This is a genomic window from Myxococcus sp. CA023, from assembly GCF_010998615.1.
Taxonomy (GTDB): Bacteria; Myxococcota; Myxococcia; order Myxococcales; family Myxococcaceae; genus Myxococcus.
On record NZ_JAAEAH010000037.1, the window covers coordinates 59,121 to 85,692 of the forward strand.

22 protein-coding genes are annotated in these 26,572 nt (G+C 68.4%); 20 read left to right on the top strand and 2 right to left on the bottom strand.

Annotated features, from left to right (window positions below):
• The first annotated feature begins 9 nt into the window (after positions 1-9).
• Entirely contained in the window at positions 10-609 is a 600-nt protein-coding gene (locus F8M74_RS17825; RefSeq protein WP_141253134.1) for a hypothetical protein, read from the top strand.
• A gap of 88 nt (positions 610-697) precedes the next feature.
• Positions 698-1,171, top strand: a complete 474-nt coding sequence (gene lptE, locus F8M74_RS17830; RefSeq protein ID WP_228559692.1) for an LPS assembly lipoprotein LptE — start codon at positions 698-700, stop codon at positions 1,169-1,171.
• 72 nt (positions 1,172-1,243) lie between these two features.
• Here lptE and rpsT read toward each other — a convergent pair whose 3' ends face one another.
• Positions 1,244-1,519 (bottom strand): 30S ribosomal protein S20, encoded by a 276-nt coding sequence (gene rpsT / locus F8M74_RS17835; protein ID WP_141253136.1) that lies wholly within the window; start codon positions 1,517-1,519, stop codon positions 1,244-1,246.
• Positions 1,520-1,658: 139 nt separating this feature from the next.
• On the bottom strand, positions 1,659-2,849 hold the full coding sequence (gene mazG / locus F8M74_RS17840) for a nucleoside triphosphate pyrophosphohydrolase (RefSeq protein ID WP_141253137.1): 1,191 nt from the start codon (positions 2,847-2,849) through the stop codon (positions 1,659-1,661).
• 116 nt (positions 2,850-2,965) lie between these two features.
• On the opposite strand from mazG, the gene F8M74_RS17845 reads away from it, so the two are divergent.
• The 18 genes from F8M74_RS17845 (at position 2,966) to F8M74_RS17930 (ending at position 25,758) form a co-directional block, all read left to right on the top strand.
• On the top strand, positions 2,966-5,173 hold the full coding sequence (locus F8M74_RS17845; protein WP_228559700.1) for a hypothetical protein: 2,208 nt from the start codon (positions 2,966-2,968) through the stop codon (positions 5,171-5,173).
• 6 nt (positions 5,174-5,179) lie between these two features.
• Positions 5,180-6,295 (top strand): DUF4388 domain-containing protein, encoded by a 1,116-nt coding sequence (locus F8M74_RS17850; RefSeq protein WP_141253139.1) that lies wholly within the window; start codon positions 5,180-5,182, stop codon positions 6,293-6,295.
• 87 nt (positions 6,296-6,382) lie between these two features.
• Positions 6,383-7,468 (top strand): PhoH family protein, encoded by a 1,086-nt coding sequence (locus F8M74_RS17855; protein WP_141253140.1) that lies wholly within the window; start codon positions 6,383-6,385, stop codon positions 7,466-7,468.
• 133 nt (positions 7,469-7,601) lie between these two features.
• A complete protein-coding gene (locus F8M74_RS17860; protein ID WP_171410143.1) occupies positions 7,602-10,103 on the top strand; it encodes an HD family phosphohydrolase in 2,502 nt (833 codons plus the stop codon).
• A complete protein-coding gene (ybeY, locus tag F8M74_RS17865) occupies positions 10,100-10,984 on the top strand; it encodes an rRNA maturation RNase YbeY (protein WP_171410142.1) in 885 nt (294 codons plus the stop codon). The genes F8M74_RS17860 and ybeY overlap by 4 nt, the downstream gene beginning before the upstream one ends.
• 99 nt (positions 10,985-11,083) lie before the next feature.
• Positions 11,084-12,406, top strand: a complete 1,323-nt coding sequence (locus tag F8M74_RS17870) for a DUF4105 domain-containing protein (protein ID WP_141253142.1) — start codon at positions 11,084-11,086, stop codon at positions 12,404-12,406.
• Between the two features lie 18 nt (positions 12,407-12,424).
• A protein-coding gene (gene prfB, locus F8M74_RS17875; protein ID WP_228559694.1) for a peptide chain release factor 2 occupies positions 12,425-13,547 on the top strand; the annotation gives its coding sequence in 2 pieces (ribosomal slippage) (positions 12,425-12,493 and positions 12,495-13,547; 1,122 coding nt in all).
• Positions 13,548-13,686: 139 nt separating this feature from the next.
• A complete protein-coding gene (locus F8M74_RS17880) occupies positions 13,687-14,313 on the top strand; it encodes an RNA polymerase sigma factor (protein WP_141253144.1) in 627 nt (208 codons plus the stop codon).
• A gap of 38 nt (positions 14,314-14,351) precedes the next feature.
• A complete protein-coding gene (locus tag F8M74_RS17885) occupies positions 14,352-14,693 on the top strand; it encodes an anti-sigma factor (RefSeq protein ID WP_141253145.1) in 342 nt (113 codons plus the stop codon).
• Positions 14,694-14,767: 74 nt separating this feature from the next.
• Positions 14,768-16,321, top strand: a complete 1,554-nt coding sequence (lysS, locus tag F8M74_RS17890; RefSeq protein ID WP_140864396.1) for a lysine--tRNA ligase — start codon at positions 14,768-14,770, stop codon at positions 16,319-16,321.
• Positions 16,322-16,333: 12 nt separating this feature from the next.
• Complete coding sequence (locus F8M74_RS17895) at positions 16,334-18,703, top strand: ABC transporter permease (RefSeq protein ID WP_141253146.1); 2,370 nt, start codon at positions 16,334-16,336, stop codon at positions 18,701-18,703.
• A 2-nt stretch (positions 18,704-18,705) separates the two neighbouring features.
• A complete protein-coding gene (locus tag F8M74_RS17900; RefSeq protein ID WP_140793535.1) occupies positions 18,706-19,380 on the top strand; it encodes an ABC transporter ATP-binding protein in 675 nt (224 codons plus the stop codon).
• 130 nt (positions 19,381-19,510) lie between these two features.
• The gene (gene bamA, locus F8M74_RS17905) at positions 19,511-21,913 is read left to right on the top strand and encodes an outer membrane protein assembly factor BamA (RefSeq protein WP_228559702.1); all 2,403 of its coding nucleotides are present in this window, start codon (positions 19,511-19,513) and stop codon (positions 21,911-21,913) included.
• A gap of 107 nt (positions 21,914-22,020) precedes the next feature.
• Entirely contained in the window at positions 22,021-22,575 is a 555-nt protein-coding gene (locus tag F8M74_RS17910; protein ID WP_090495490.1) for an OmpH family outer membrane protein, read from the top strand.
• 31 nt (positions 22,576-22,606) lie between these two features.
• Complete coding sequence (gene lpxD / locus F8M74_RS17915; RefSeq protein ID WP_171410141.1) at positions 22,607-23,656, top strand: UDP-3-O-(3-hydroxymyristoyl)glucosamine N-acyltransferase; 1,050 nt, start codon at positions 22,607-22,609, stop codon at positions 23,654-23,656.
• The gene (gene fabZ / locus F8M74_RS17920; RefSeq protein WP_140796573.1) at positions 23,656-24,117 is read left to right on the top strand and encodes a 3-hydroxyacyl-ACP dehydratase FabZ; all 462 of its coding nucleotides are present in this window, start codon (positions 23,656-23,658) and stop codon (positions 24,115-24,117) included. The genes lpxD and fabZ overlap by 1 nt, the downstream gene beginning before the upstream one ends.
• A 29-nt stretch (positions 24,118-24,146) precedes the next feature.
• Complete coding sequence (gene lpxA, locus F8M74_RS17925) at positions 24,147-24,923, top strand: acyl-ACP--UDP-N-acetylglucosamine O-acyltransferase (protein WP_011554711.1); 777 nt, start codon at positions 24,147-24,149, stop codon at positions 24,921-24,923.
• A gap of 28 nt (positions 24,924-24,951) precedes the next feature.
• Positions 24,952-25,758, top strand: coding sequence for an LpxI family protein (locus tag F8M74_RS17930; RefSeq protein WP_141253149.1), 807 nt, complete (start codon positions 24,952-24,954; stop codon positions 25,756-25,758).
• Positions 25,759-26,572 lie beyond the last annotated feature (814 nt).

Sequence of the window (26,572 nt, forward strand, 5' to 3'; positions counted from 1 at the left end):
GAGACCCGGGTGCCGGCCGAGGTCATCGTCATGTGTGGTGCATGTGGGCGGCCCCAACCCGCGGGCCGCCCGCGGTGCATTGCCTGCGAGGCCGTGCTTCCCGAAGCGCCCCTTCCCGGGGGCCCGACACCGGGGGAGCCGTTCTTCGTCGCGGACCTGGGCGGAGGCCGCATGCTTTCCGGCCAGGGGACGCGGCTCTTCTATCAACCGCACCCGTCGGTCATGGTGCCTCCCGTGGAGTTGGACTCGCTGCGGGAGGCGCGGCTGGACTCGCGCTACTTCCGGGAGGCGCTGGCGTTGACCGTCTTCGCCTTGCTAGGCCTGTGGGCGCAGCCCGTCGCGCTGAAGGTGCTGGGGTTGGGCATGGCGGCGCTGGGCGTCCTGCTGGCGTTGACGTGCCGCTCCCACGGGCTCGTCCTGGTGCCTCGGCAGGGGGCGCAGGTGCGCTGGCCCCTGGGGTTGGCGCGGCGGGGCTCTCCCCGGGACACGCGGCTGTTGGCGGCGTGGACGTCGTTGGCGGAGGCCCTGCGGGTGCGCGGCGTGGCTGTCGACGGTGAGTCGTCACCGCCGCCGCCTCCGCCGGCACAAGACGGTGGCCCTCTGTCTTGACGGGCCGATCGGGCCGGGTAGGGTGCCGCGCATGTCGCGACCCTGCGCTGTCGGACCCCGGCGTCTTCGAATTGGCGTGGTGGTGGGAATGTGGGTTGCCGCGGGCTGTGGCTACCGCCTGGCGCCTCGCGGAGACGGTCTTCCGGCCGGCGTGACGTCCCTCTGCGCGCCTGTCTTCGTCAACGCCACGCCCGAGCCCACGCTGGAAACGGTCTTCACGCGCTTCCTACGGCAGGAGCTGATCCGCGTGGGCCGGCTGGGCAGCGCGGAGTCCTGCGACGGGCGCATGGAGGGCACGGTGCTGTCGGTGGCGAACACGCCCACGACCGTTGTGGGCAGGAGCGCCAGCCCGGGCTTCTTCTTCCGCGTCTCCGCTCGGGCGCAGATCCGCTTGGTGAAGGACGGACAGGTCCTCAAGCAGACGGAGGTCTTCGGCTCGGAGGACTACGTGCTGGGAAGCGGAGACATCCTGGAGGCGGAGGCGAACCGGCAGGTCGCGCTCGAGCGCCTCGCGGAGGTCTTGATGCGGGACGGGTACGACCGACTCGCGGGCGCCTGGTGAGGAGGCAAGAGCCTCCTCCCGGCAGCCTGCACGAATGAAGCAGGGCCACGCGAGGTGGCCCCGAGGCTTCGATTAGGCCTTCGCGCGGGCAGCCTTGGTGGCGGCCTTCGCGAGACGCGAGATGCGGCGGGAAGCGGTGCGCTTGTGCAGCACGCCCTTGGAGGCGGCCTTGTCCAGCGCCTTGGCGGCCGACTTGATGGCGTCCGTCAGCTGCGCCCCATCCTTGCTGCCGAGCGCCTCGCGGGCGGACTTGACGGCGGTCTTCACCTCACCGCGCACGGTGACGTTGCGCGCACGGCGCTTCAGGGACTGACGGTGACGCTTCTCTGCGGACTTGGTGTTGGCCAAGAGAAATCTCCAGCGGTAATGGCAGGCTAAAAGAGGGGCCGTCCTTACTGCGACGCCTCGCAGGCGTCAAGGCGGGTGTGGGCCCCCAGCCGGGATTTCCGGGCTCTGGACGCCCCGCCGAGGGCACCTGCGAGGAAAATCACTCTACCGAAGTCGTATATTCCCACACCAGCCCCGCGGGATCCTGAAAGGTGATCCGGCCGGCTTGGTGCTGGATCAGCCGACTCCCCGGAATCTCCGCGAGGATGCCGGGGAGTCGCTCCACCGCCGCCAGGGAGGGGGCCGTCAGGGTCAGCCGCAGGCCCGTCGTGGGCGTCCCTGCCGCTTCGAAGGCGATCAGAATGCCCCCGTCTTCATAGAGGGCCTGATCCGCCGCCGGAGCCCGTCGGGTGATCCACCCCAGCCGGGGAGCCAGGGCGTCCCAGAAGGCGCGCTGCGCGGGAAGATCCGCCACGCCCAGCCGCAGCGTGGTGACGGGCGCGCGAGGAACCCACGTCGGAGACGGCAGGGCCTTTTCGCGCGCCTTGGCCTCCTGCCAGTGGCGCTCCATGTGTTCCAGGGTGGCATCCCCCAGGGCGACACCCTCGGCGCGGAGGGCGGACTCGATGTGCTGGAAGCGGGCGGTGAAGCGGCGGATGGCCATCCGCAGCGCGTCCTCGGCGGGGGCTCCGACGAAGCGCGCGAGGTTGGCGAGCGAGAACAGCACGTCCCCCAGTTCGTGCTCGATGGCATCCCGATCATTCGCGGCGATGGCCTCGTCCAACTCGCCCAGCTCCTCCGTCAGCTTGGCGCGCACGCTGGCGACGTCCGGCCAGTCGAAGCCGATGCGGCTGGCCTTCTCCGTGAGCCGCTCGGCGCGCATCAGCGCCGGGGCGGCGACGGGGACGCCGTCCAGCACCGAGCCCTCCCGGCCCGTCTTGCGCTTCTTCTCCGCGGCCTTCAGCTTGGCCCAGTTGTCCAGGACCTGCTCGGCGCCTTCCATGCGCTGGCCGTTGCCGAAGACGTGGGGATGCCGGCTGACCAGCTTGTCGCCAATGGCCTTCGCCACGTCGGCCAGGGAGAACTCCCCCAACTCCGAGGCGAGCTGGGCGTGGAAGACAATCTGGAAAAGCAGGTCTCCCAGCTCTTCGCAGAAGGTCCGCCAGGAGCCGCCGTAGGCGACCCGGTCCATCTCCTCCAGGACCTCGAAGGCCTCTTCCAGGAGGTAGGGCCGCAGCGAGCGCAGGTCCTGTTCGCGATCCCACGGGCAGCCGCCTTCAGCGCGCAGCTGCCGCATGATGTCGACCAGTCGCTCCAGCTCCGCCCCGGGGGTCAGCGTCGTGTCCGCCATGCACGTTCCTGTAGCACGCACGGGTCTGGTGCTGTCCGGCAAACGCGGCAGGTGGGCAGCCGGGCTGGCGTTCGTTTTCGCGCTTGGCCCTGGGTCGCCTACTATCCACCCTCTGGATGATCCGCCTGCCGCTTCTTGCCCTCCTTCTCAGTGGCTTCACGCTTCTGGTGCCCGTCGTGGCGTCCGCGCAGCTGGAAGCCCCCACGCGCCTTCCCGAGGTGGATCCGGGCCCCATGGAGCCCGACCTGCGGGATGAGTCCATGGATCCGGTGGATGACGCCGCCTACGCGGAGGACGTGCCGGAAGAAGACGTCTCCGCCGGGGAGGATGCCTCCACCGAGGACGCCGACGACGCGCCCAGGGCGCCCGCGCGCAATGTCAGGGCCGCCGAATCGGCCCCCGCAAATGGCCGGACTCCCGCGGCGGCCAGTCCTCCGCCGGTCGATGAACCCACGGTCATCACCCCCAGGCCGGTGACGTTGAGTCCGGTGCTGGCGCCGCGGGTGATGGATGCGGACCTGGAGGCCATCTGGAACCGGTGGCGGCAGGCCCGCGCGACGAATGATCGGGACGCCGCGGCGGCGGCCCTCAAGGAACTGCGGACGTTGCGCGTCGAGCTGGCCGCCACGGACCTGGAGCCCCTGAGCTCGGGCTTCCTCCGCGAAGCGGCCGTGCGTCGCCGCGCGGGGGACGTGGCCGGCGCGGTGCGGCTGGCGGAGGTGGCGGTCGAGCTGTCTCCGGGGCTGCCCTACGCGCGCTTCGAACTCGCGGAGCTCTACGCCTTGGAGAAGCCGGGCGACGTGTCCCGCACGTTGGGGCAGGTGCGGCAGGCACTGGCGACACTGGCGCAGGATGCCCGCTATCGTCGGCCCGCGTTGGCGGACCTGGGCGCACTGGTGCTGCTTGCCTGGGGTGCCACCGCGGTGCTGCTGATGGGCTTGTTCTTCCTACGGAAGCTCCGTTACGCGCTGCATGACTTCCACCATCTGCTGCCGCGAGTCGTCTCCCGGTGGCAGTCCCTGGTCCTGGGGCTGCTGCTCTTGAGCCTGCCGTGGGTGCTGGGGCTGGGCGTGCTGCCCGCGCTGCTGGTGATGCTGGCCACCGTGTCCCTCTACCTCTCGCGCACGGAGCGGGTCGTGGCAGCGGTGCTGGTGGCGGGCGTGGGGCTCTTGCCGCTGGCGGCGGGGCAACTCGCGCGTGTCACGGCGTTCGCGGGCACGCCGGCCGAGGACGTGTACCTCCTGGAGCGGGGCGGCCTGTCCGCCGAGGAGGCGCGGGCGCGCGTGCTGGCGCGGATGGAGTCCCGCTCGGCGACGTTCGCGGAGGTGCTGTCGCTGGCGTACTTCGAATCCCGGCGCGGCTTGCTGGAAGAGGCGAGGACGCACTTCAAGGCCGCTTCGGCGCTGAAGAGCTCGGATGCGCGCCTGCTCACGCGCTTCGGCAACACCCTGGTCGCGCTGGGAGACACGGAGGGGGCGGCGCTGCTCTACGTGCAAGCCTCGCAGTCGGCGCCGGACCTGGCGGCTCCGCACTACAACCTGGCGCAGGTGGTCCGCCGCAGGGCGAAGACGCTGCCGGACTCGGAGGTCGGCAAGGAGCTGGATCGCGCCGCCACGGCCATGGCCTCGGCGCAGGCGCTGGATGGAACGCTGCTGGTCCGGGACCCGCCGCCGGAGGACCGGCTGCTCCTCAACCTGCTGCTGCTGGCCCCGCAGCTGGGGGAGTCCGACTGGCTTCCACTCGCGGATGGCACGGGGGCGGGGCGCCAGGTGGAGACGCAGGTGTCGCGCTGGCTGCTCCCGGGGCTTCCACCCGGGCCCATGGCCTCCGCGGGGGCCGCGGCGCTGGCGGTGCTGCTGGCCCTGTGGGGTTTCTCGGGAGACCGTTTGAAGGCGGCCAAGGTGTGTGAGCGCTGTGGCCGCGCGGTGTGCGTGCGCTGCGACCCGGAGCTGGGCGTCGGCAGCAAGCAGTGTGGCCAGTGCGTCAACGTCTTCTCCCGCCGGGGGCTGGTGCCGCAGCAGCTGAGGGCCCGCAAGCAGCTCCAGGTGGACCGGCATCAGGCCTGGACGGGCCGCGTGGCGTACGCCCTGGGCGCGGTGCTATCCGGCGCGGGGCACGTGGCCTCGGGCGTGCCGGTCCGCGGCGCGCTGTATGCGTTCGGTTTCCTCTTCGCGCTGGCCGCGGTGCTCCTGCACCAGGGCCTGGTGCGAGGGCCCTACGGTGAAGCCCCCCTCTACCTCAAGCTCGCGCCCGCGGCGTTGCTGCTGCTGGGGGTCCACCTGCTGTCGTTGCGCGGTCTGCGCCGTCTGCGGCGGGGGGAGTGAACGGCGATGTCCCTGCAAGGCACCCTGAAGGACTTTGGTATTGGCGACATCCTGCAGCTCATCGGGCAGCAGCAGAAGACGGGCACGCTCCACGTCCGCGCCAAGGACCAGGAAGTGCGCATCGGCTTCAACGATGGCCACATCATCAAGGCGGAGAGCGTCACCCGGAAGCGCAAGGAGCTCATCGGCGCCATGCTGGTGCGCTCGGAGCTCATCACCGAGACGCAGCTCGAGGCGGCCCTGGAGACGCAGCGCCGCACGCTCAAGCGGTTGGGGGACGTGCTCGTCTCCAGCCAGTCCCTCACCGCCGAGCGCTTCCAGGCGATGATGCAGCTTCAGGCCACGGAGACCCTCTACCGTCTCTTCACCTGGAAGTCGGGCACCTACGAATTCATCCAGGAGCCGGTGGAGCCGGACGCGGAAGCCATTCATCCGTTGCGCGCCGAGACGGTGCTCATGGAGGGCTTCCGAATGGTGGATGAGTGGCCTGTCATCCGGCAGAAAATCCACCGCGACGACCTGGTCTTCGAGCGCATCAAGGCCCTGCCTCAGCCGCGCGGAGAAGAGGGTGGGGAGCTGGGCGCCATCGGTCCTTCGGAGCGGCGCATCTACGATGAACTCTCGCCCGGGAGGGATTTGCGCAAGCTGGTGGACATCTCCTGTCTGGGCGAGTTCGAGACCTGCAAGGCGCTCTACAACCTGGTGAAGGGCGAGTACATCCGGCCGATACTGCCGGAGGGAGCCCCGGCCCCCGTTCCTGGGGACCAGCGCCTGCTTGCTCGCGTGGCGGGGCCGCTGGGGCGCTTCGTCGCCACCGTGGGGGTGCTGGCGGCGGTGGTGCTGGTGGTTCCCCGGGCCGTGCGCCCGGACCACGAAGCGGGCGTTGCCGCGGTATTTGCGGACTCAGCGGCCCAACGTCATGTTTCCCAGGCCCAGCGCGTCCGCATCGAGGCCGCGCTCGAGGTGTTTCGCCTGGAACGCGGTGAGCTGCCCGAGCGTCTGGATTCTTTGGTGCAGGCTGGACTGTTGAAACCGGGCGAACTGAAATATCCGTGGCGGGAAGAGTACTATTACCGGCGGTTGGCCGCTCGGCAGTTCATTCTCCTGCCACCCTTGCGCTAGTCCTGACACAAAGTCGTCTTTCGCGGCCCTGGGGGCGGCGTTACGTTGGTGTCAGCCGTAGCGACATAGACCGAGGAAGAACCCGCATTGCGAAATCCCGCCACGTTGGAAGCGCCCGAAGTGCTTACCGCCTCCGCCAAGGTGGACGTTCGTGACAACGCGACCGCCCTGGCCCTCTGCGGCAACCAGAACGAAAACCTCAAGCTGATGGAGCGGCGCCTCGGGGTCCGGGTGGGACAACGCGGCACCGAGTTTCATCTCTCCGGCCCGTCCGACGCCGTCGCCTTCTCCGTCCGCCTCCTGGAGAACCTGGAGGAGATGATCCGCGCCGGCCGTCCCGTCTACCGGGAGGACGTGGAGCAGGGGATCAAGGTGCTCGGCCGCGGCGCGGAGTCCTTGCAGGAGGTCATGCTGGGCCCGGTGCTCAAGAGCTCCGGCAACCGGCAGATCTCCCCCAAGAGCATCAACCAGAAGCGCTACGTGGACGCCATCCGCTCCCACGACATCGTCTTCGGCATCGGCCCCGCGGGCACGGGCAAGACGTACCTCGCCATGGCCATGGCGGTCGCCTTCCTCCAGGAGCGCAAGGTCAAGCGCATCATCCTGGCGCGCCCCGCGGTGGAGGCGGGTGAGAAGCTGGGCTTCCTGCCAGGAGACCTGCAGGAGAAGGTGAATCCCTACCTGCGGCCGCTCTACGACGCGCTGAACGACATGATGGCGGCCGAGCGCGCCGCGCACCTGCTGGAGCAGGGCGTGGTGGAAGTGGCCCCGCTGGCCTTCATGCGTGGCCGCACGCTCAACGACGCGTTCGTCATCCTGGACGAAGCCCAGAACACCACAGTGGAACAGATGAAGATGTTCCTCACGCGCCTGGGCTACAACAGCAAGGCCGTCATCACCGGTGACGTGACGCAGGTGGACCTGCCCACGGGGAAGATGTCTGGGTTGAACCACGCGCGCGCGGTGCTGAAGAACATCGACGGCATCCACTTCGCGGAGTTCTCGGAGGTGGACGTCGTTCGCCACCCCCTGGTCCAGGAAGTCATCCGCGCCTACGACCGGGCGGACGTCGCCCAGCGCGAAGCCCAGGCGGCTCGGGAAGCAGCGGCCGCTGCCGCCCAGGCGCCCACCGCGACGCCGGCCACCGCCGCCGAGCCCGTTGCCGTCGAGTAACGGTGCCAAGACCTACTTGCGCCCACCCGCGCATACCCTGCCGGGCGGGCGTACTCCATCCCACCCTTGCGAATATTCCCAGGCGCTGCGTCCTTGAAGGATCCGCGACGCCTTATCTAGGGTGAGGACCCCCATGGCCGAACCGGAAACGCAGCCCCCCGGGCGCAGTCCACTGGACGCGCTCGCCGAACGCCTCGGACTGGACAACGGCGTCTGGGGGCGGCGCGCCATCCAGGTCCTTCTCCTGCTCGCCGTCTCCATTGGCGCGGGCTTCGTCATCTCACCGGGTCTCTACAGCCAGCAGATTCCGGCGCTGGCCGAGGAGAACCTCGGCAAGCCGTTCCGAGCCAGCTCGCCCGCCGGCTTCAAGGCCGCGCGGGACTACGAGGTCGTCCACCGCTCCATGACGCAGCAGCGGCGCCAGGAAGCGCGCGCGGCCGTCAAACCGGTGTACGACCTGAACCCCGCCGTCCTGGGGCAGCTGCGGTCGACGGTGAGCTCCGCCTTCTCGTCCATGCGGCTGCATCTGGACGAGCTCACGGAGGCGCAGTCCGATTCGGAACCCGAGGAGCGCGAGACGCCCCGCCGCCGCAAGCCCGCCGCGTCCCCGGAGATGCTGGAGCTGGAGCGCAGCACCCGCGAGAAGATGCGGGCGGAGCTCCAGGAGCGCTTCTTCGGCAAGCGCGACGCCGTGCTGGAGGCCGAGGATTTCCAGGCGCTCTATGCCACCCGCTTCTCCCAGGAGGCGGAGACGGCCACGCTGCTGGTGCTGGAGCGGGCGTATCGCTCCGAGCGCGGCGCGGTCCATGTGGCGGGCTCCCGGGAGGAGCTGGCGCGGGAGGCGCATCAGGGCCTCACGGTCCGCGACGTGGTGAACAAGGCCGAGGAGTCCCTGTCGGGGGGCTCCACCCAGGTGGTGGACGTCCCCGAGGCGCACCAGGAGATGGAGCGCTTCGCCTCGGTGCCCGGTAACCTGATGCCGGACGCGCCGGGCGTTCAGCGCCGCGCCATCCTCCGGCTGGCCCAGCGGCTGGTTCGGCCGAACCTCACCATCAACATCGCGGAGTCGGACGCGCGCCGGAACCAGGCGGCCCAGGCGGTGAAGGACGCCGTCATCTCCATCAAGAAGGGCCAGCGCGTCATTGGCGACGGTGAGCTGGTCAATGAGTCGCACCTGGTCATCCTGCGCGGCATGCGCGCGGAGACGGACCGGCTGGACCTGGTCCAGCTCCAGGTGGGCGGCACGGGCCTGGTGGGCCTTCTCATCGTCTCGACGTACTTCTTCTGCCGCGCCGCATTCCGGCGCTTCCGTCCCACGCGCAAGGACGGCGTACTGCTGGGACTGCTGCTGCTGGGCCTATTGGGCCTGCTGCAAATCTGGGTATCCATCGCGGACGCGGTGCAGGACCGCTACACCGCGCTGCCCATCGAGGCCTTCTATTACGCCTTCCCGGTGGCGGCCGGCGCCATGCTGGTGCGCTTCATCCTCACGCAGGAGCTGGCGCTCTTCTTCGCGCTCGTCTTCGCCTGCCTCACCGGAGTGATGCTGGGCAACTCGCTGGCCTTCGGCATCTTCACGCTGGTGGGTTCGCTGGTGGCGGCCGACCGCATCGTGAAGGCGAAGGACCGGGTGGGCATCTTCCGCGCGGGTCTGGTGACGGGCGCGGTGAACCTGGTGGCGGTGCTCTTCCTCTTCCTCGTGGAAGGCAAGGGCCTGTCGGCCGACACCCTCATCACCGCGGTGAGCGCCTTCGCGGGCTCCTCGCTGGCGGTGCCGGTGATGGTGATGGCGCTCACGCCGCTCATCGAGGCCACCTTCGGCTACGCGTCGGACATCAAGCTGCTGGAGCTGGCCAACCTGAACCACCCGGCGCTCAAGGAGCTCATCGTCCAGGCGCCCGGCACGTACCACCACTCCATCATCATCGGCTCGCTGGTGGAGAACGCGGCGGAGACGATTGGGGCCAACCCGCTGCTGGCGCGCTCGTGTGCGTACTACCACGACATCGGCAAGGGCCGGAATCCGCTCTACTTCGGGGAGAACCAGAAGGGTGAGAACCGCCATGACGCGCTCGCGCCGGCGATGAGCGCGGTCATCATCAAGCGCCACGTGACGGAGGGCCTGGAGATGGCCCGTCAGTACCGGCTGCCCAAGCTGGTGGCGGATGCGATTCCGCAGCACCATGGCACGCGCACGGTGGGGTACTTCTACCACAAGGCCTTGAAGGAGCAGGAGGGCAAGGAAGGTGCTCCGCCCATCGACGAGAGCATCTACCGCTACCCGGGGCCGAAGCCGCAGTTCCGCGAGGCGGCGCTGGTGATGATCGCCGACGCGGTGGAGGCATCCACGCGCTCCATGACGGACCCCACCACGCCCAAGCTCCTCGCGCAGGTGCAGAAGATCATCAACCTCATCTTCTCCGAGGGTCAGCTCGACGAGTGTGACCTGACGCTGAAGGACCTCAACCTCATCTCGCAGTCCTTCCTGCACACGCTCGAGGGTATCTACCACACGCGTCCGGCCTACCCGGCGGGTGCCGTGGGTGGGGGCAAGGCGCCGCCGTTGGTGGTGGCGGGCGCGGTGCCTCGGCCCGCGGAAGGCAAGGACAAGGCGCGGACCGCGGGGGGCGCATGAGCGGAGCACGAAGGGGCAATGGCGTGAGATTGCGCAAGGGGAAGCTGATTCCCCGTGACGACGGCAAGCGCATCGAGGAGTTCGTGGGCGCGGCCACCACCAGCACGGACTCCGCGTCCGTCGCGCGGATGCTGGCGCCCCCCGGGTGGTCCGAGCCCGCGCAGCGCCCCGAATTCGACGAGGTCGTCATCGTCCTCACGGGCGAGCTGACCATCGTGGTGGAGGGGCGCCGCGAGCGCATCTCCGCGGGCGAGGTCGGACTGGTGCCGCGCGGCAAGCGCGTGGTGTACCGCAACGACGGCCAGGGTGCGTGTGACTACTGGTCGGTGTGCGCGCCCGCGTTCCGCCCGGAGCTGGCGCACATGGAGACGCCCAAGCCCCGCGTGCAGGAGAACCACGTCACCATCCAGGTGGCGCATGGCCAGGGCCGGGACTTCGCGCGCCTGCTGACCACCTGGGCCAGGGCGTACCTGGTGCAGCTCGAGCTGTCCGGCGTGGAGCTGTCCCTGTCCCTGGTGGACGACCGGGCCATCCGCCGGCTCAACCGCACCTGGCGCCAGAAGGACAAGGCGACGGACGTGCTGAGCTTCCCCGCGGGCGACCTGCCCAAGGGCACGCCTGGACCGCGCCCGCTGGGTGACGTGGTCATCTCCCTGGACACGGCGAAGCGGCAGGCCAAGGAGTACGGCCGCACGCTGGAGGCGGAGATGGCGCGCTACCTGGCGCATGGCCTGCTCCACCTGCTGGGGCACGACCATGAGCGCCCCCGGGACGCCAAGCGCATGGCGGCCCTGGAGGAACAGCTCCTGGGCGAGCGGGGCATGGTGGCGGACTCGCTCCAGGTGGATGCCAAGGCCCGCCGCGCTCGCAGCCTCATGTAGGCCCTCCGCCGGCTCCTCGCTGGACAATCCAGTATCCATCCCGTTGAGCCGGGCGGCGTGCGTGATAGGTAGGCGGCCTCCCGCGTGTTGGACCAAGCCATGCTCCGCCCATCACTCATCGCCTCCTGCCTGTTCGGCCTGCTGCTCCTGGCGGCGCCCGCGCGCGCGGCCTCCATGCCGCCGTGGGGCACGGGAGAAAGCCAGGGCGAGGACCTGGCCATCCTCCTGGTGACGTTCAGTCCCGGGGATGACGTGCCGTCCTGGTGGGGCCATGGCTCGCTGGTGGTGGAGGACCGGCGGCGGCAGACGTCGCGCCTCTACAACTACGGCATGTTCTCCTTCGACGAGGCCATGCTCGCGCGCTTCGCCATGGGCCGGCTGGAGTTCTGGGTGGGCCAGTCGTCGGTGGGTGGCACCTTCCGCTACTACCAGGCCGAGGACCGCGACGTCCGCGTGCAGGAACTCAACCTCACGCCCGAGCAGCGCGTCGTCGTGGCGAAGCGGCTGGCGGACAATGTGCTCCCGGAGAACCGCGAGTACCTGTACCACCACTACAACGACAACTGCGTCACGCGGCTGCGGGACATGATTGACGTGGCTACGGGCGGCCAGCTCCGCGAGGCGGACCGGGCACCAGGGCGGATGACGCTGCGCGAGCACACCCGTCGCTACACCGCGGTGAACGCGCCCATGAGCGTGCTGCTCGACTTCATGATGAACGACGAGATCGACCGTCCCATCACGAAGTGGGAGGAGGCCTTCCTTCCCGATGAACTGGAGGCTCAGGTCGCGGCGCTCCAGGTGAAGGGTGCGGACGGGCAGCTGGCGTCGCTCGCGGCGAAGAGCTGGAACTACTACGAATCCTCCCAACGTCAGCGTCCGCCGGCGGAGCCTCCCCCGTGGGGCCCGTGGATTCTCGCGCTGGGCCTGGCCCTGGGTGGCCTGGCGGTCGGGCTGGCGGTGTGGGAGCGCCAGCGGGGCAGCCGCGTGGCCCGCCTGCTGCTCGGGCTGGAGAACGCCGTGGTGGGGCTGGCGCTCGGGTTGCCGGGCACCGCGCTGTTCATCATGGGGTTGGTGACGGACCACACGGTGACGTACCGCAACGAGAACCTCTTCCTGGCCAACCCGCTGACGCTGCTGGCGCTGCCCTTCGGCGTGGCGCTGACGTGGGGCAGCCAGAAGGCCCGCACGCGCCTGTCCAAGGTGTGGACGCTGCTGGCCGCCCTGGGGGTGCTGGGCGTGGTGCTCAAGGTGTTGCCGCCCTTCGACCAGGACAACTGGCGGCTCATCGCGCTCATCCTGCCCATCTCCCTGGGCATGGCGGGCGCATTCGGTCTGGACCGGGTGCTGGCGTGCCTCCCCGGGGCGGACCGCGCGTCAGCCGGACGGCGGGATGCCGTCGCATCGCTGAAGACTCCCTAAAGGACACGGAAAGAAGCCATGGCGAACGATTCGATGGAGAAGATCAACGGCCTCAGGGAGCGCGTGTTGGCGCTCCGGGGGCATCTTTGACCTCGACCGCAAGCGGTCCCGCATCGCGCTGATTGAACGCGACTCCACGCTGCCCACCTTCTGGGACGACAACACCAAGGCGCAGGCGCTCCTGAAAGAGAAGTCCACGCTGGAGGCCAGCGTCGGCGCCTACGACAAGGTGATGCGCGGCCTGGATGACGCGCAGGTGCTCTTCGAGCTGGCCGCCGAGGCCAACGACGAGGCCACCACCCAAGAGGCGGAAGGCTCCATCACGGGGCTGGAGGGCGACGTCGCCAAGCTGGAGCTGGCGCGCATGCTGTCCGGCGAGCAGGACCGCAGCAGCTGCTTCATGGACATCAACGCCGGCGCCGGTGGCACGGACTCCATGGACTGGGCGGCCATGCTCCTGCGCATGTACACCCGCTACTGCGAGAACAAGGGCTGGAAGGTCGAAATAAACGACGAGGTGCCGGGGGAAGAGGCGGGCTTCAAGAACGTCTCCCTGCGCATCGAAGGTGACTTCGCCTACGGCTACCTGAAGGCGGAAGTGGGCGTGCACCGGCTGGTGCGGATTTCGCCCTTTGACGCCAACGCGCGCCGGCAGACGGCCTTCGCGTCCGTGGACGTCTATCCGGAGGTGGATGACACCATCCAGATCGACATCCCGGAGAAGGACATCGATTTGAAGTTCATCCGCGGCGGCGGCGCGGGCGGCCAGAAGGTGAACAAGACGTCGTCCACCGCGCAGCTGCGCCACCTGCCCACCGGCATCATCATCACCTGCCAGACGGAGCGCTCGCAGTCGGCCAACAAGGACATGGCCTTCAAGATTCTGCGGGGCCGCCTGTACGAGCTGGAGATGAAGAAGCGCGAGGCCGCGCGCGACGCCGCCGAGGCGCAGAAGAAGGACATCTCCTTCGGCTCGCAGATCCGCTCCTACGTCATGGCGCCGTACCGCATGGTCAAGGACCTGCGCACCGGCATCGAGACGGGCAACGTGGACGCCGTGCTGGATGGGGACGTGGAGGAGTTCGTCACCGCCCAGCTGCTGGGCGTGAAGAACCCCAACCGCAGCGCGGGCGCGGACTAGGCGCCGCGCCTCACCGTTTCCTCGCCTTCGCCCGGAACCTTTTCCGCGGCCCTGCTGTCGGAGGGCCGCGGGGTAGGGGACAGGGTAGGCTGAGGGACGGTGGCACCTCCTGCGGAGGGGCTGTCGCGGGAGGACACGCGTGGCATCGGGCGGCGTGCTCGAAATCGGACAGGAAGAGGCCGCTGCGGATGCGCCCGAGTCGCGCCGTCAGGACGCGGCGCTGCTGGCCCGGCTGCGCCGGGGGGAGCCGGACGCCTTCGAGCTGCTGGTGCGCACCCACCAGGACCGGCTCTACGATTTCTGCGTCCGCATGGTGGGAGACCGTGAGGAAGCTCACGACCTGGTGCAGGAAATCTTCGTCAGCGTGCACCAGAACGTCCGCCGCTTCCGCGAGGACTCGAAGCTGTCCACCTGGCTGTTCCGCATCACCCGCAACCACTGCATCAACCGGCTCAAGTACCTGAAGCGCCGGGGCCGGGGCCGCTCCGAAGTGTTCGACGAGGCCGCGGCCCTGCTCTCCGAAGGTGGGGGCACCGCGCCCGGCCCGGATGCGGCCCTGGAATCCGCGCGTGAGCGCGCCCGGGTGCAGTGGGCCATCTCCCAACTGGAGCCGGACGCGCGCATGCTGGTGGCGCTGCGCGACATCGAAGGCCTCAGCTACGACGAAATCATCGACATCACCGAGTTACCGGAGGGCACGGTGAAGAGCCGGCTCCACCGGGCCCGGGAAAAGCTGGCGGACCTCCTGGGGCGGCTTGAGCCATGAACGGCATTCATCGCAGACTGCGGGACGTGGAACCGCGGATGAACCATCGCGAGGCGAGGGCCCTGTTCCTCGCGCTCGCCGACGACGAGCTTCCCGCCCCCAAGGCGCAGGAGGTTCGCACCCACCTGGACGGCTGCGACGACTGCCGCCAGGGCTGGCAGCGCTATTCCAGCACGGTGCAGCGGCTCCAGCGCGTGGAGCGTGAGAAGGCCCCACCCGCGCTCGCCTCCCTGGTGATGAACCGTGTGCGCCGCAAGCGCCGCTTCGGTCTGCGGGGCCTGCACACCCTGCACATGAACCACCGGCTCCCGGTGGAGGTCCTCATCCCGCTGCTGCTGGCGGCCGCCGTGGCCGCCTTCCTGATGATGGTCGCTCCCTGAGCGGCCATCCGCTGTGTTGCGTTGCTTCCCGGGGGAGGCTTGGCTACGGTGCCGCGCCTTTGGGAAAGCGCGTCATGGCCGAGACCGAAAACAAGAGCGAGAAGAGTGCGGGCGAGGGCGACCTCGGGACGAAGGAACAGGAAATCTACGACCAGCGGCTTGAGAAGGCCGCGAAGTGGCGCGAGGCCGGCTTCAATCCGTACGGCAACGGCTACCGTCCCCAGCACCAGGCCGCCGAAATCCACGAGAAGCACGCCGCTCAGTCCGCCGAGGAAATCGAGCAGGCCGCGCCTCCGCCTTATGACGTCGCCGGCCGCGTCGTGGCCATGCGTTCCTTCGGCAAGGCCGCCTTCATCAAGCTGCGCGACCGCTCGGGCGAAATCCAGGTCCACATGAAGAAGGACGCCTTGGGGGACTCCTATGAGACCTTCAAGCTCTGTGACCTGGGCGACTTCCTGGCCGCCACCGGTCCGGTGTTCCGTTCGAAGACGGGCGAGCTCACGCTGTCCGCCACGAAGTTCACTCCGCTCACCAAGTCCCTGCGGCCCCTGCCGGAGAAGTGGCACGGCCTGACGGACGTGGAGATCCGCTACCGTCAGCGGTACCTGGACCTCGTGTCCAACCCGGACGTGAAGCAGACCTTCCTCCGGCGCAACAGGCTCATCCGCTTCATCCGAGACTTCCTCGACACGCGTGATTTCGTCGAGGTCGAAACGCCGATGATGCACCCGCTCGTGTCCGGCGCGGCGGCGCGGCCCTTCTCCACGCACCACAACGCGCTCGACATCGACCTGTACATGCGCATCGCCCCGGAGCTGTATCTCAAGCGCCTGGTGGTGGGTGGTCTGGAGCGCGTCTACGAAATCAACCGCAACTTCCGCAACGAAGGCATCAGCACCCGGCACAACCCGGAGTTCACGATGCTGGAGTTCTATCAGGCGTACGCCACGTACGAGGACCTGATGGACCTCTCTGAGGAGATGATTTCGGAGGCGGCCAAGGCTGTCACCGGCGACACGAAGGTGAAGTACGGCGACCACGTGCTCGACTTTGGCAAGGGCTGGAAGCGCATCTCCATGACGGAGGCCATCCGCGAGGTGGTGAGCGGCCTGTCCGACAAGGACATGGCGGACGCGGACCGGCTGCGCCACGAGCTGCTCAAGACGAGTCACTCGGAGGCCGAGCGGCGGGCCATCGACACCATGAATCATGGTGAGCTGGTGGGCGCGCTCTTCGAGCACCACGTCGAGCACACGCTCATCCATCCCACCTTCATCACCCATTTCCCCACCGCCGTCTCGCCGCTGGCCCGGCGCAATGACCAGAACCCGGACGTGACGGACCGCTTCGAGCTGTACGTGGCGGGCCGCGAAATCGCGAACGCCTTCTCCGAGCTGAACGACCCGCTGGACCAGAAGGGCCGCTTCCAGGCTCAGCTGGACGCGAAGCAGCGGGGCCAGCAGGAGACCATGGACTACGACGAGGACTACATCCGGGCCCTCGAGCACGGCATGCCGCCCACCGCCGGTGAAGGCATCGGGATTGATCGGCTCGCCATGCTGTTCACGGATTCTCAGAGCATCCGGGACGTCATCCTGTTTCCCCTCCTCAAGCCACTGGCGAAGTAGCCAGGAGGCCGCGTGCACTCCGCCGAACGGCAGACCGTCCATCGCTGGACCTTCATCTGGATTGGGGCGCTGGTCGCCCTGGTGGGCTTCAGCCTGCTCGGGGTGGCGCTCACGTCCGCTCAAGCCTGGCTGGAGACCAGCTCCTCCCTGGGGCTGTCCCTGCTGGGGTGGGGCGGGCTGGTCCAGGCCCTCAACGCGCTGCTGCTCGTGTCCGAGCAGCCCGTCGCGCCGGTGCCCAACACGGGCCTCCTCGTCGCGGGCTCCGTCGTCTGGCTCGCGGGGTGGGCGCTCATCGCCGCCGGCATCCGCCGCGCGCCGGAGCCCACCGATGGGCCCAGCCCGGCCGCGGGCGCCACGCTGTACCCGCGCCTGGCGCGCTACCGGGACTTCTACTGGAGCACCCTGGGCGCCTACGGCGGCGGCATGCTGCTGGCGGAGGTGGTCCTCGTCCTCCTGCAGACGGTGCTGTCCAGCGGCGTGTCCGCTACGGAGCTGGGCTCGGCGGGGAAGGGCGCCAGCGGCGGTTTGTCGCTGCCACCCACCGGGGCCTTCGCCATCGCGCTGCTCGCGGGTGGCATGGTGGCCTTCATCTCCGGCTTCATCGGCGCGTCGCGGGCGCAGCGGCTGTCGCTGCCCGAGGCCACCATCGGCGTGTTGTACCTGGGCCTGCCCATCCCCATCGTCCTCACGTTGATGGAGCGGCTGCCCGGGCTGCAGCTCTCGCTGGGCTACCGGCTGCGCGAGGTGACGTATGTCGCGGGGCTGATTGGCCGCCCGGAGCTGGGGTACTGGCTCGTCTTCACCTTCCTGGTGCTGGCGCTGGTGCTGGGCATCAACACCGGCTTCATCGCCGCCGGCAGCGGCCGGGTGGACCTGAAGCTGGGGTTCGAGCTCTTCGTCGCGCGCCGGCACGTGGCGGTGTTCAGGCCGTCGCTGCTGCTGGGGACGCTGGCGGTGCTGATGCTCGGCATCATCCCCCCGCTGCTCATCTACTTCATCATCCGCTCGGCGGAAGCGGCCGTGGAGCGCACCCGCATCCGCGCGCTGGGTCTGAAGGATCCGTTGGCGGCCGCCTCCGACCTCAACCGCCTCAAGCTGCGGGAGCAGTCGCCCACCATGATGATGACCGCCCTGTCCGTGGGCGGCGTGGGCGTGGGCGTGATGGCGCTCATCATCGTGCTGTCGGTGATGAGCGGCTTCGAGGCCGACCTGCAGCAGAAGATCCTGGGCACCAACGCGCACGCGGTGGTGTCGAAGTACGCGGGCGACCTGCCTGAGTACGCCAAGGTCATGGAGTCCGTCCGCAAGGTGCCCGGCGTCGTGGGACAGACGCCCTTCATCATCAACCAGGTGATGATTGCGTCCGAGGGCAACGTGGACGGCGTCATCATCAAGGGCATCGACCCGGGCACGGTGGGCGAGGTGACGGACCTGCCCCAGAACATCCTCGGCGGCGGCTCGCTCGACATCCTCTACACGCCGGAGAAGATCGTCCACCGCGGCCTGCCGGACGAGGAGCCCGCGGAGGACAGCGGGGTGGAGGAGGACGACATCATCCGCCGCTCCGGGGCGCCCAAGAAGGCGCCGGTGCTGCCAGGCATCGTCATTGGCCGTGAGCTGGCGGCGTCGCTGCGCGTGGTGGTGGGAGACCGGGTGAACGTCGTCTCCCCGCTGGGCACCGAGCTGAGCCCCTCCGGCCCGATTCCGAAGAGCCGCGCCTTCCGCGTGGCGGCCATCTTCTACTCGGGCATGTACGAGTACGACTCCAAGTTCGTCTACATCCTGCTCAATGAGGCCCAGGACTTCTTCGGCGTGAAGGGGGCCACGGGCATCGAACTGAAGGTGGCGGACATCGATGATGCGCGGCGCATCGCCGCGCAGGTGGTGAAGGTGCTGGGCGGCTATCCCTACCGGGCACGCGACTGGGGAGAGATGAACAAGAACCTCTTCTCCGCGCTGCGCCTGGAGAAGCTGGTGATGGGCATCATCCTCTCCATCATCATCATCGTGGCCGCGGGTCTCATCGTCGCCACCGTCATCATGCTGGTGCTGGAGAAGCGGAAGGAGATTTCCGTCCTCAAGGCACTGGGCGTCCCCGATGGCGGCATCGTGAAGATATTCCTCGCGGAAGGGCTGCAGATTGGCGTCGCGGGCGGCTTCCTCGGACTGATATCCGGCCTGTCCTGGTGCGCCTTCATTGAGAAGGTCGGCATCAAGCTGGATCCGGACGTCTATTACATCCCGGCGGTGCCGGTGCGCGTCGAGCCGGTGCAGACCGTGCTGGCCGTCGTCATCGCGGTGCTCGTCACCTACCTCGCCTCCATCTACCCGGCCCTCAAGGCCAGCAGTGTGGAGCCGGTGGAAGGCCTCAAGGCGGAGTAGCCATGGCGCTCTTGTCCATCCGCAACGTCTTCAAGAGCTACTTCCTGCACGGCAAGCGCATCGACATCCTTCGAGGCGTGTCGCTGGACATCCAGCGGGGAGAGCTCGTCTCGCTGGTGGGCGCGTCCGGGGCGGGGAAGAGCACCTTCCTGCACGTCCTGGGCACGCTGGATGCCCCGGCCGCCGGCGAGGTGATGTTCGAGGACCGCTCGGTGTTCTCCATGAACGACGCGGAGATCGCCGAGTTCCGGAACCAGACCATCGGCTTCGTCTTCCAGAGCCACTTCCTCTTGCCGGAGTTCACCGCCCTGGAGAACGTAGCCATGCCCGCCCTCATCCGGCGACAGGACCGCACCGGCGCCTACGCCTATGCCCGTGAACTGCTGGAGCGGGTGGGACTGGGACACCGCGTGGACCACCGTCCAGGGGAACTGTCGGGCGGTGAGGCCCAGCGCGTGGCCCTGGCGCGCGCCCTGGTGCTCAAGCCCGCGGTGTTGCTGGCGGACGAGCCCACCGGCAACCTGGACCCGGCGACGGGCGAGGGCATCCACCAACTCCTGCGGGAAGTGAACCGCGAACAGGGAATCACCGCCGTGGTCGTCACCCACAACGAGACGCTCGCCCGCTCCATGCCCCGCCGCCTCAGGTTGGCCGGGGGCGAGGTGTCGGAGGCGTGATGTCCTGGCAATTTTGCATTGAGGCCCTTGGGGGCCTTCCCGTAGATTGCCCCGCCTTTTCCTGGCCGGTCTCCCCTTGAGGCACCCCGTTCTGTCGCGCAAGTCACTGCTCCCGCTGCTGGCGGTCGCCATGTGGTCCCTCGTGCCCGGCTCCGTGCTGGCGCAAGAGGATGAGGGCGCCGCCGCGTCTTCAGCCGTGCCCGAGGTGTCCGCTCCCGCTGCTCCTGCCGACGCGGCCTCCGAGCCCGCGCTCCCCGACGATGCCCCGGTGTCTCCGGAGGACGCCCGCCGGGTGGTGGAGGTCCGCGTCGAAGGCAACCGGCGCGTCGAGGCCGAAGCCATCCGCCGCGCCCTCCGCACCCGTGTGGGCGACGAACTGAGCCCCACGCGCACCGCCCAGGACCTCCGGGCGGTGTGGGCGCTGGGCTACTTCCAGGACGTGGAGCTGCTCGTCCAGCGGCTGGCCCGCGGCGTGGCCTACGTGGTGCGCGTGGAGGAGCGCCCCACCGTCCGGCTCGTCCAGCTCGTAGGCAACGAGGAGCTGAACAAGGACGACCTGAAGGAGGAGATTGACGTCAAGCCCTCCACCATCCTGGACATGGAGCTGGTGCGCTCCAGCGTGCAGAAGATCCAGGCGAAGTACGTGGAGAAGGGCTACTTCCTCGCCGAGGTCAGCCACCAGCTCAAGCCCGTCGAGGGCGGCGCCAACGTGGATGTGGTGTTCAACATCAACGAGCGCGCCAAGGTGATGGTGAAGCAGATCACCATCCTCGGGGCGGAGAAGCTGTCCGCCGCGGAGCTGAAGGAGACGATGATCACCCGCGAGGGCGGGTTCCTCTCCTTCTTCACCGGTGAGGGCACCTACCGCGAGGAGGCCTTCCAGCGCGACCTGGCTGTCATCCAGATTGCCTACTACGACAAGGGCTTCATCAACGTCCGGGTGGACAAGCCCACCGTCCAGCTCTCCGCGGACAAGCGCTTCATCTTCATCACCCTCCGCGTGACGGAGGGCGAGCCGTACGACATCGGGAAGATCGACTTCTCCGGTGACCTGCTCGACGACGTCACCAAGGAGCAGATGGCGTCGAAGATGAAGTCCGCCACCGGCGAGCGCTTCAACCGCTCGCAGCTGTCGCAGGACATCCTCTCCGTCTCGGACGTCTACTACGACCGCGGCTACGCCTACGCGAACATCAACCCCATCACCAGCGTCAACGCGGACAACCGCACGGTGGACCTGACCTTCGACGTGCAGAAGGGGCCCCAGGTCACCATCGAGCGCATCGACGTGGTGGGCAACAGCAAGACGCGTGACAAGGTCATCCGCCGCGAGATGCGCGTCTACGAAGGCGAGCTCTACAGTGGCACCGGCGTGCGCCGCAGCCGCGAGCGCGTCACCGCGCTGGGCTTCTTCGAGACGGTGGAAATCACTCAGCGCCCCGGCTCGGCGGACGACACCATCGTCCTCCAGGTGGAGGTGAAGGAGAAGGCCACCGGTACGTTCCAGGTCGGCCTGGGCTTCTCCAACGTGGAGAACTTCATCTTCACGGCGCAGATCGCCCAGAACAACTTCCTGGGCTGGGGCCAGAGCGTCTCCGCGTCCGCGCAGATCTCTGGTCTGCGCTCCCTGGTGCAGCTGTCCTTCTACGACCCGTACTTCCTGGACACGCGCTACCTGCTGTCGGCGGAGTTCTTCCGCATCCAGGCGGACTACGAAGGCTTCATCCGCAATTCGACCGGTGGCACGGTGTCCATCGGCTACCAGTTCATCGACGACCTGCTGGGCACCATTGGTTACTCGCGTGAGTGGGTCAACGTGGAGGCCGGGCAGAACGTGGGCGCGGTGCTGCTGGCCAACCAGTTCCTGTCCGGAACGACCAGCGCGGCCCGCCTGTCGCTGTCGTTCGATCGGCGCGACAACCGCCTGTTCCCGTCGCGCGGCTTCATCCACTACGGCTCAGTGGAGCTCGCCCCGGACTTCCTGGGCGGTACGTTCCTCTACAACCGGTACACGGCCTACTCGCGGTTGTACTTCCCCATGCCGCTGGGCTTCGTCTTCAAGACGAACGCCACCATTGGCTACATCCAGCAACTGGACCAGAACAAGCCGCTGCCCATCTCCGAGCTCTACTACGTGGGCGGCATCAACAGCGTCCGCGGGTACTTCTTGCGCAGCATCAGCCCGTCCGTGAAGGTTCCCCGCTCCGGCAGTCCGGACGCGACCGTCACCGATTTCCGGGTGGGCGGTAACAAGCAGCTCATCTTCAACTTCGAGCTGGAGTTCCCCATCTTCGAGAAGGCTGGCCTGCGCGGCGTCGTCTTCTACGACGCGGGTAACGCCTTCGCGGCGAATGAGCGCTTCTTCGAGGACCGGCAGGACCGGCTGCCGCTCGGTCTCTTCCATGCCGCCGGCTTCGGATTCCGCTGGTTCTCGCCCATTGGCCCCCTGCGCTTCGAGTGGGGCATCCCGCTCACCAAGCGGCCGGAGGACGAGAACATTCTGTTCGAGTTCACTATCGGCAACTTCTTCTGATAAGCCCTTGGCCCGTCGTCCGGCGTCCGCCCCCACGGGCGGAGGGAATTGAAGATGCCCGATAGGCGTACGTCGGAGCTTGTACCCTTCTTGAGGAGTTGCTGAACATGTCGCTTCGCACCACCATCGCGGCCACGGCCGCCGCTCTGTCGCTCGCCCTCCCGGTGGCCGCCTCGGCCGCCGAGCTGAAGGTCGCCTACGTGGACCTCCAGAAAGTCATGCTGGAGGTGGATGACGGAAAGGCCGCCAAGTCCCGTCTCCAGAAGTGGCTCGACGACCGTCAGAAGGAAATCGACAAGGAGCAGAACGCGCTCCGCGCCGAGAAGGAGACGCTCGACAAGCAGGCCAGCGCCATGAGCGCGGAGATCAAGGCCCAGAAGGAAGCCGAGCTCCAGCGCAAGGTGATGCTGCTCGCCCAGAAGTGGGAGAAGAGCCGCGCCGAGGCCGCCAACAAGGAGCAGCAGGAGATGAAGCCGATCATCGACAAGATCGACTCCATCATCAACACCATCGCCGAGCGCGATGACCTGGGCTTCGTCCTCGAGCGCCGCGACTCCGGCATCGTCTACGCCCGCTCGCAGCACGACATCTCCAACGAAGTCATCCGGGCGTACAACAGCTCGAAGAAGACGGCGGCGAAGGACGCCCCGACGAAGAAGTAGCCGTCACTCCCAACTCGTGCAGACCGCTCCCATGCCCCGCCAGCTCGGGGAGCTTGCCGCCCACGTGGGTGGAGAGCTCCTCGGTGATCCCTCACAGCTCATTCACGGACTCAACGGGCTTGAAGAAGCCGGCCCGGGAGACGTGTCTTTCTACGGAAACCCGCGCTACCGGCGCCAGTTCGAGGCCACTCGTGCCTCGGCGGTACTGGTGGGCGCCGACGTGCCCCCCCGCGAGGGCGTGGCGCTGGTCCGGGTGGCCAACCCACATCTGGCGTACGCGAAGCTGCTGCGCCTGTTCCACGCGCCAGAGCGTCCCGCCGCGGGCGTGAGGCCCGGCGCCTGGGTCCATCCCGAGGCCACCGTCCATCCGGAGGCCGTGCTGCTGCCCGGCGCGTCGGTGGACCGGGGTGGACGGGTGGGCGCGCGCACGGTGCTGTACCCGGGCGCCTACGTGGGCGAACAGGCCGAGGTGGGGGAGGACTGCGTCCTGTACCCCAACGTCACGGTGCGCGAGCGCTGCATCGTGGGCGCGCGCGTCATCCTCCACGCCTCCAGCGTGGTGGGCGCGGACGGCTTCGGCTTCGCCTTCAACCCGGAAGGCGAGGCGGGGCCGGAGCACTTCAAGATTCCCCAGGTCGGCATCGTCCGCATCGAGGACGACGTCGAGGTAGGGGCGTGCACCTGCATCGACCGCGCGACGGTGGGCGAGACAGTGGTGGGGCGCGGCGCGAAGCTCGACAACCTGGTGCAGATTGCCCACAACGTGCGAGTGGGCCCGCTGTCCCTCATCTGCGCTCAGGCCGGTGTGTCCGGCTCGGCGGAGATTGGGACGGGCGTGGTGCTCGCGGGGCAGGTCGGCGTGGTGGGGCACATCCGCGTCGGTGACCTGGCCAAGGTGGGCGCGCAGTCCGGCGTCGCGCACGACGTGCCAGACGGCCAGGTGGTGAGCGGTAGCCCCGCCGTTCCCCACCGAGAGTGGCTGCGGGCCAGCGCCGCGGCGGGCCAGATGGCGGACCTTCTCAAGGAAGTGCGCGCCCTGCGGCGCCGGGTGGAGACGCTGGAGAAGGAAAAGGGGCCGTGATGGACATCGGAGAGATTCTCAATCTGCTGCCGCATCGGTACCCGTTCCTGCTGGTGGACCGGGTGGTGGAGATCGTCCCGGGCCAGAAGCTGACGGCCTACAAGAACGTCACCATCAACGAGCCTTTCTTCAACGGGCACTTCCCCGGTCACCCGGTGATGCCGGGTGTGCTCATCCTGGAGGCGCTGGCGCAGGCGACGGCCATCCTCGCCTACAAGAGCGAGAACATGGACCCGTCGCGCAAGCTCACGTACCTGATGGGCGTGGACGGCGCGCGCTTCCGCAAACCGGTGTTGCCGGGGGATCGCCTCCAGTTGGAGATCGAGGTGGTGCGTCACAAGGGCGCTGTCTGGAAGACGAAGGGCCTGGCAACAGTCGACGGCGCGCGTGTCGCCGAAGGCGAGTTCCTGGCAACCGTCGTGGACAAGGACGCCAACGCGGCTGAGAGCGCGGCATCCTGATTCGCGCCCCGCGAGCACGAGGAGACTTCATGGCTCAGGTTCATCCCACCGCGGTGGTTCATCCCGACGCCCGCCTTCACGAAACCGTCGAGGTCGGCCCCTATTCCATCATCGGTCCCCAGGTGACGATCGGTGCAGGCTCCCGCGTGGGGCCGCACGTCGTCATCGAAGGCCGCACGACGCTGGGCGAGCGCAATCGCATCTTCCAGTTCGCCTCCGTTGGCGCCGACCCGCAAGACCTCAAGTACGCGGGCGAGGACACGGAGCTGGTGCTCGGCGACGACAACCAGATTCGCGAGTTCGTGTCGCTGCACAAGGGTACCGCCGGTGGTGGCGGCGCTACCCGCGTTGGCAGTGGCAACCTCTTCATGGCCAACTGTCACGTCGCGCATGACTGCGTGGTGGGCAATGGCTGTCGCATCGGCAATGGCTCTGCGCTCGCGGGCCACGTGACGATGGAGGACCACGTCATCATCAGCGGCCTTGCGGCGGTGCATCAGTTCACCCGCCTGGGCAAGCACGCCTTCATCTCCGGCGGCGCCATGGTGACCATGGACATCCCGCCGTACGCCACCGCCCAGGGAGACCGGGCGGAGCTGGTGGGCCTCAATACGGTGGGCCTGGAGCGCAGCGGCTTCTCCAAGGAGCAAATCGAGCGGGTGAAGGAAGCGCACCGCATCCTGTTCCGCTCGAAGCTGACGCTCCAGGAGGCCATGGTGAGGCTGCGCGCGGAGCTGGCGGGCCACTCCGAGGTGGACCACCTCATCCAGTTCATCCAGCAGAGCAAGCGTGGCCTCACGCGCTGACGCCGTGAGCGACGGAGGAGAATCGGCGGTGGATCGGATTGGCCTCATCGCGGGCAACGGCCGGCTGCCTTTTCTCTTCGCGCGTGCGGCGCGGAAGAAGGGCCTGGAAGTCGTGGCCGTGGCGCACCATGGAGAGACGGACCCGGCGTTGGCGTCGGAGGTGGACCGGCTGACGTGGGTGCGCGTCGGTCAGGTGGACCGCATCCAGAAGGCCCTCCGGGAAGCGGGCGTGAAGCAGGCGGCCATGGCGGGCGGTATCGGCCGCGTGCGGGCGCTGGCGGAAGCCCGGCCGGACCTGGGCGCGGTGCGCATCATCTCCCGGCTGCGAAGCTTCCGGGATGATGCGCTGCTGCGCGCGGTGGCCTCGGACTTCGAGTCGCGCGGCGTCACCATCATCGCCCCCACGGACTTCCTGGGGGAGGTGTTGTGCCCGGAGGGCCACCTCGCAGGGCCTCGGCTGCACCCGGCGCAGGAGAAGGACGTGGCCCTGGGCCGCGAGGTCGCCATACTCCTGGGCCAGGCGGACGTGGGGCAGACGGTGGTGGTGCACAACGGCCACGTCCTGGCACTGGAGGCGGTCGAGGGCACGGACGAGGCCATTCTCCGGGGCGGCAGGCTGGGTGGCAATTCAGGCGCCGTGGTGGTGAAGCGCTGCAAGCCGCAGCAGGACCTCCGCTTCGACCTGCCGGCCGTGGGGCCTCACACGCTGGAAGTCATGCAGGAGGTCGGCGCGCGCGTGCTGGCGCTCGAGGTGGGGCGCACGGTGATACTGGACGCCCCGGCCCTCTTCGCGGGCGCCGAGTCCAGGGGCATCACCATCGTCGGCGTGCCCTGAGCCCCGGCGACGGGTGACGGATCGGCCCCGGTACGAGGCCTACCCGTTCAGGTGTGGGACGGCCTGCGACCAGCATGGCCTCGTTCCCCTGTCCGGGCTCCCCTGGGACGGGGGGCGATTGAATACCGTTTCACCTCCAACGTCCCCCACGGGGAGCGTTTCCCTGCACGCCACCTCGTCCTACCCTCGCGGAGCAGTCCATCCACACGTGCCGCGGTTGGTCGCGGCCCGTGACACCAGAGGCCTACACCGCGCCATGAACGCCCGCCTGCTGCTCCTCACCTTTGTCCTGTCTTCGCCGATGCCGGTGCTCGCGGACGCCGTACGAGTCTCCCTGGAGGGGCGCGCCGTGCTGGGGGAGAAGCTCCCGGCGCTGCTGGTCCACATCGAGGCGCCTATCGCAGGCTTCGAGGTGAAGCTGAAGCGCAGCGACGGCCAGGACGTGGAGGTGAAGGGCGGTGGGAATCCGGGCCTCACGCGCCGTATCGAGCTGAATCAGCCGGAAGGCCGCTTCCACTACGAGGGAGCGCTCACGGTGCGCTTCCCGGATGCGGAATCCGGCGTGATGCCGTTGTCTTTCGACACGGAGCTCTACGGCACGCTGAAGCTGGACGTTCGCAAGGAGGACGTGGACGTGGCTGCGCGCCGGCTGCGCTTCGTCCTGTCCCGGCCCGCGAAGCGCGCGGAGCTGACGGTGTTGATGGCTGTCTCTGATACACATCTGACGCTGCCGACGATCTTACGCGTTTAGTGATACGTCGTCGTGTTAGCATTAATTAGAAAGTATACATATAACTAGAGAGCATATGATAAA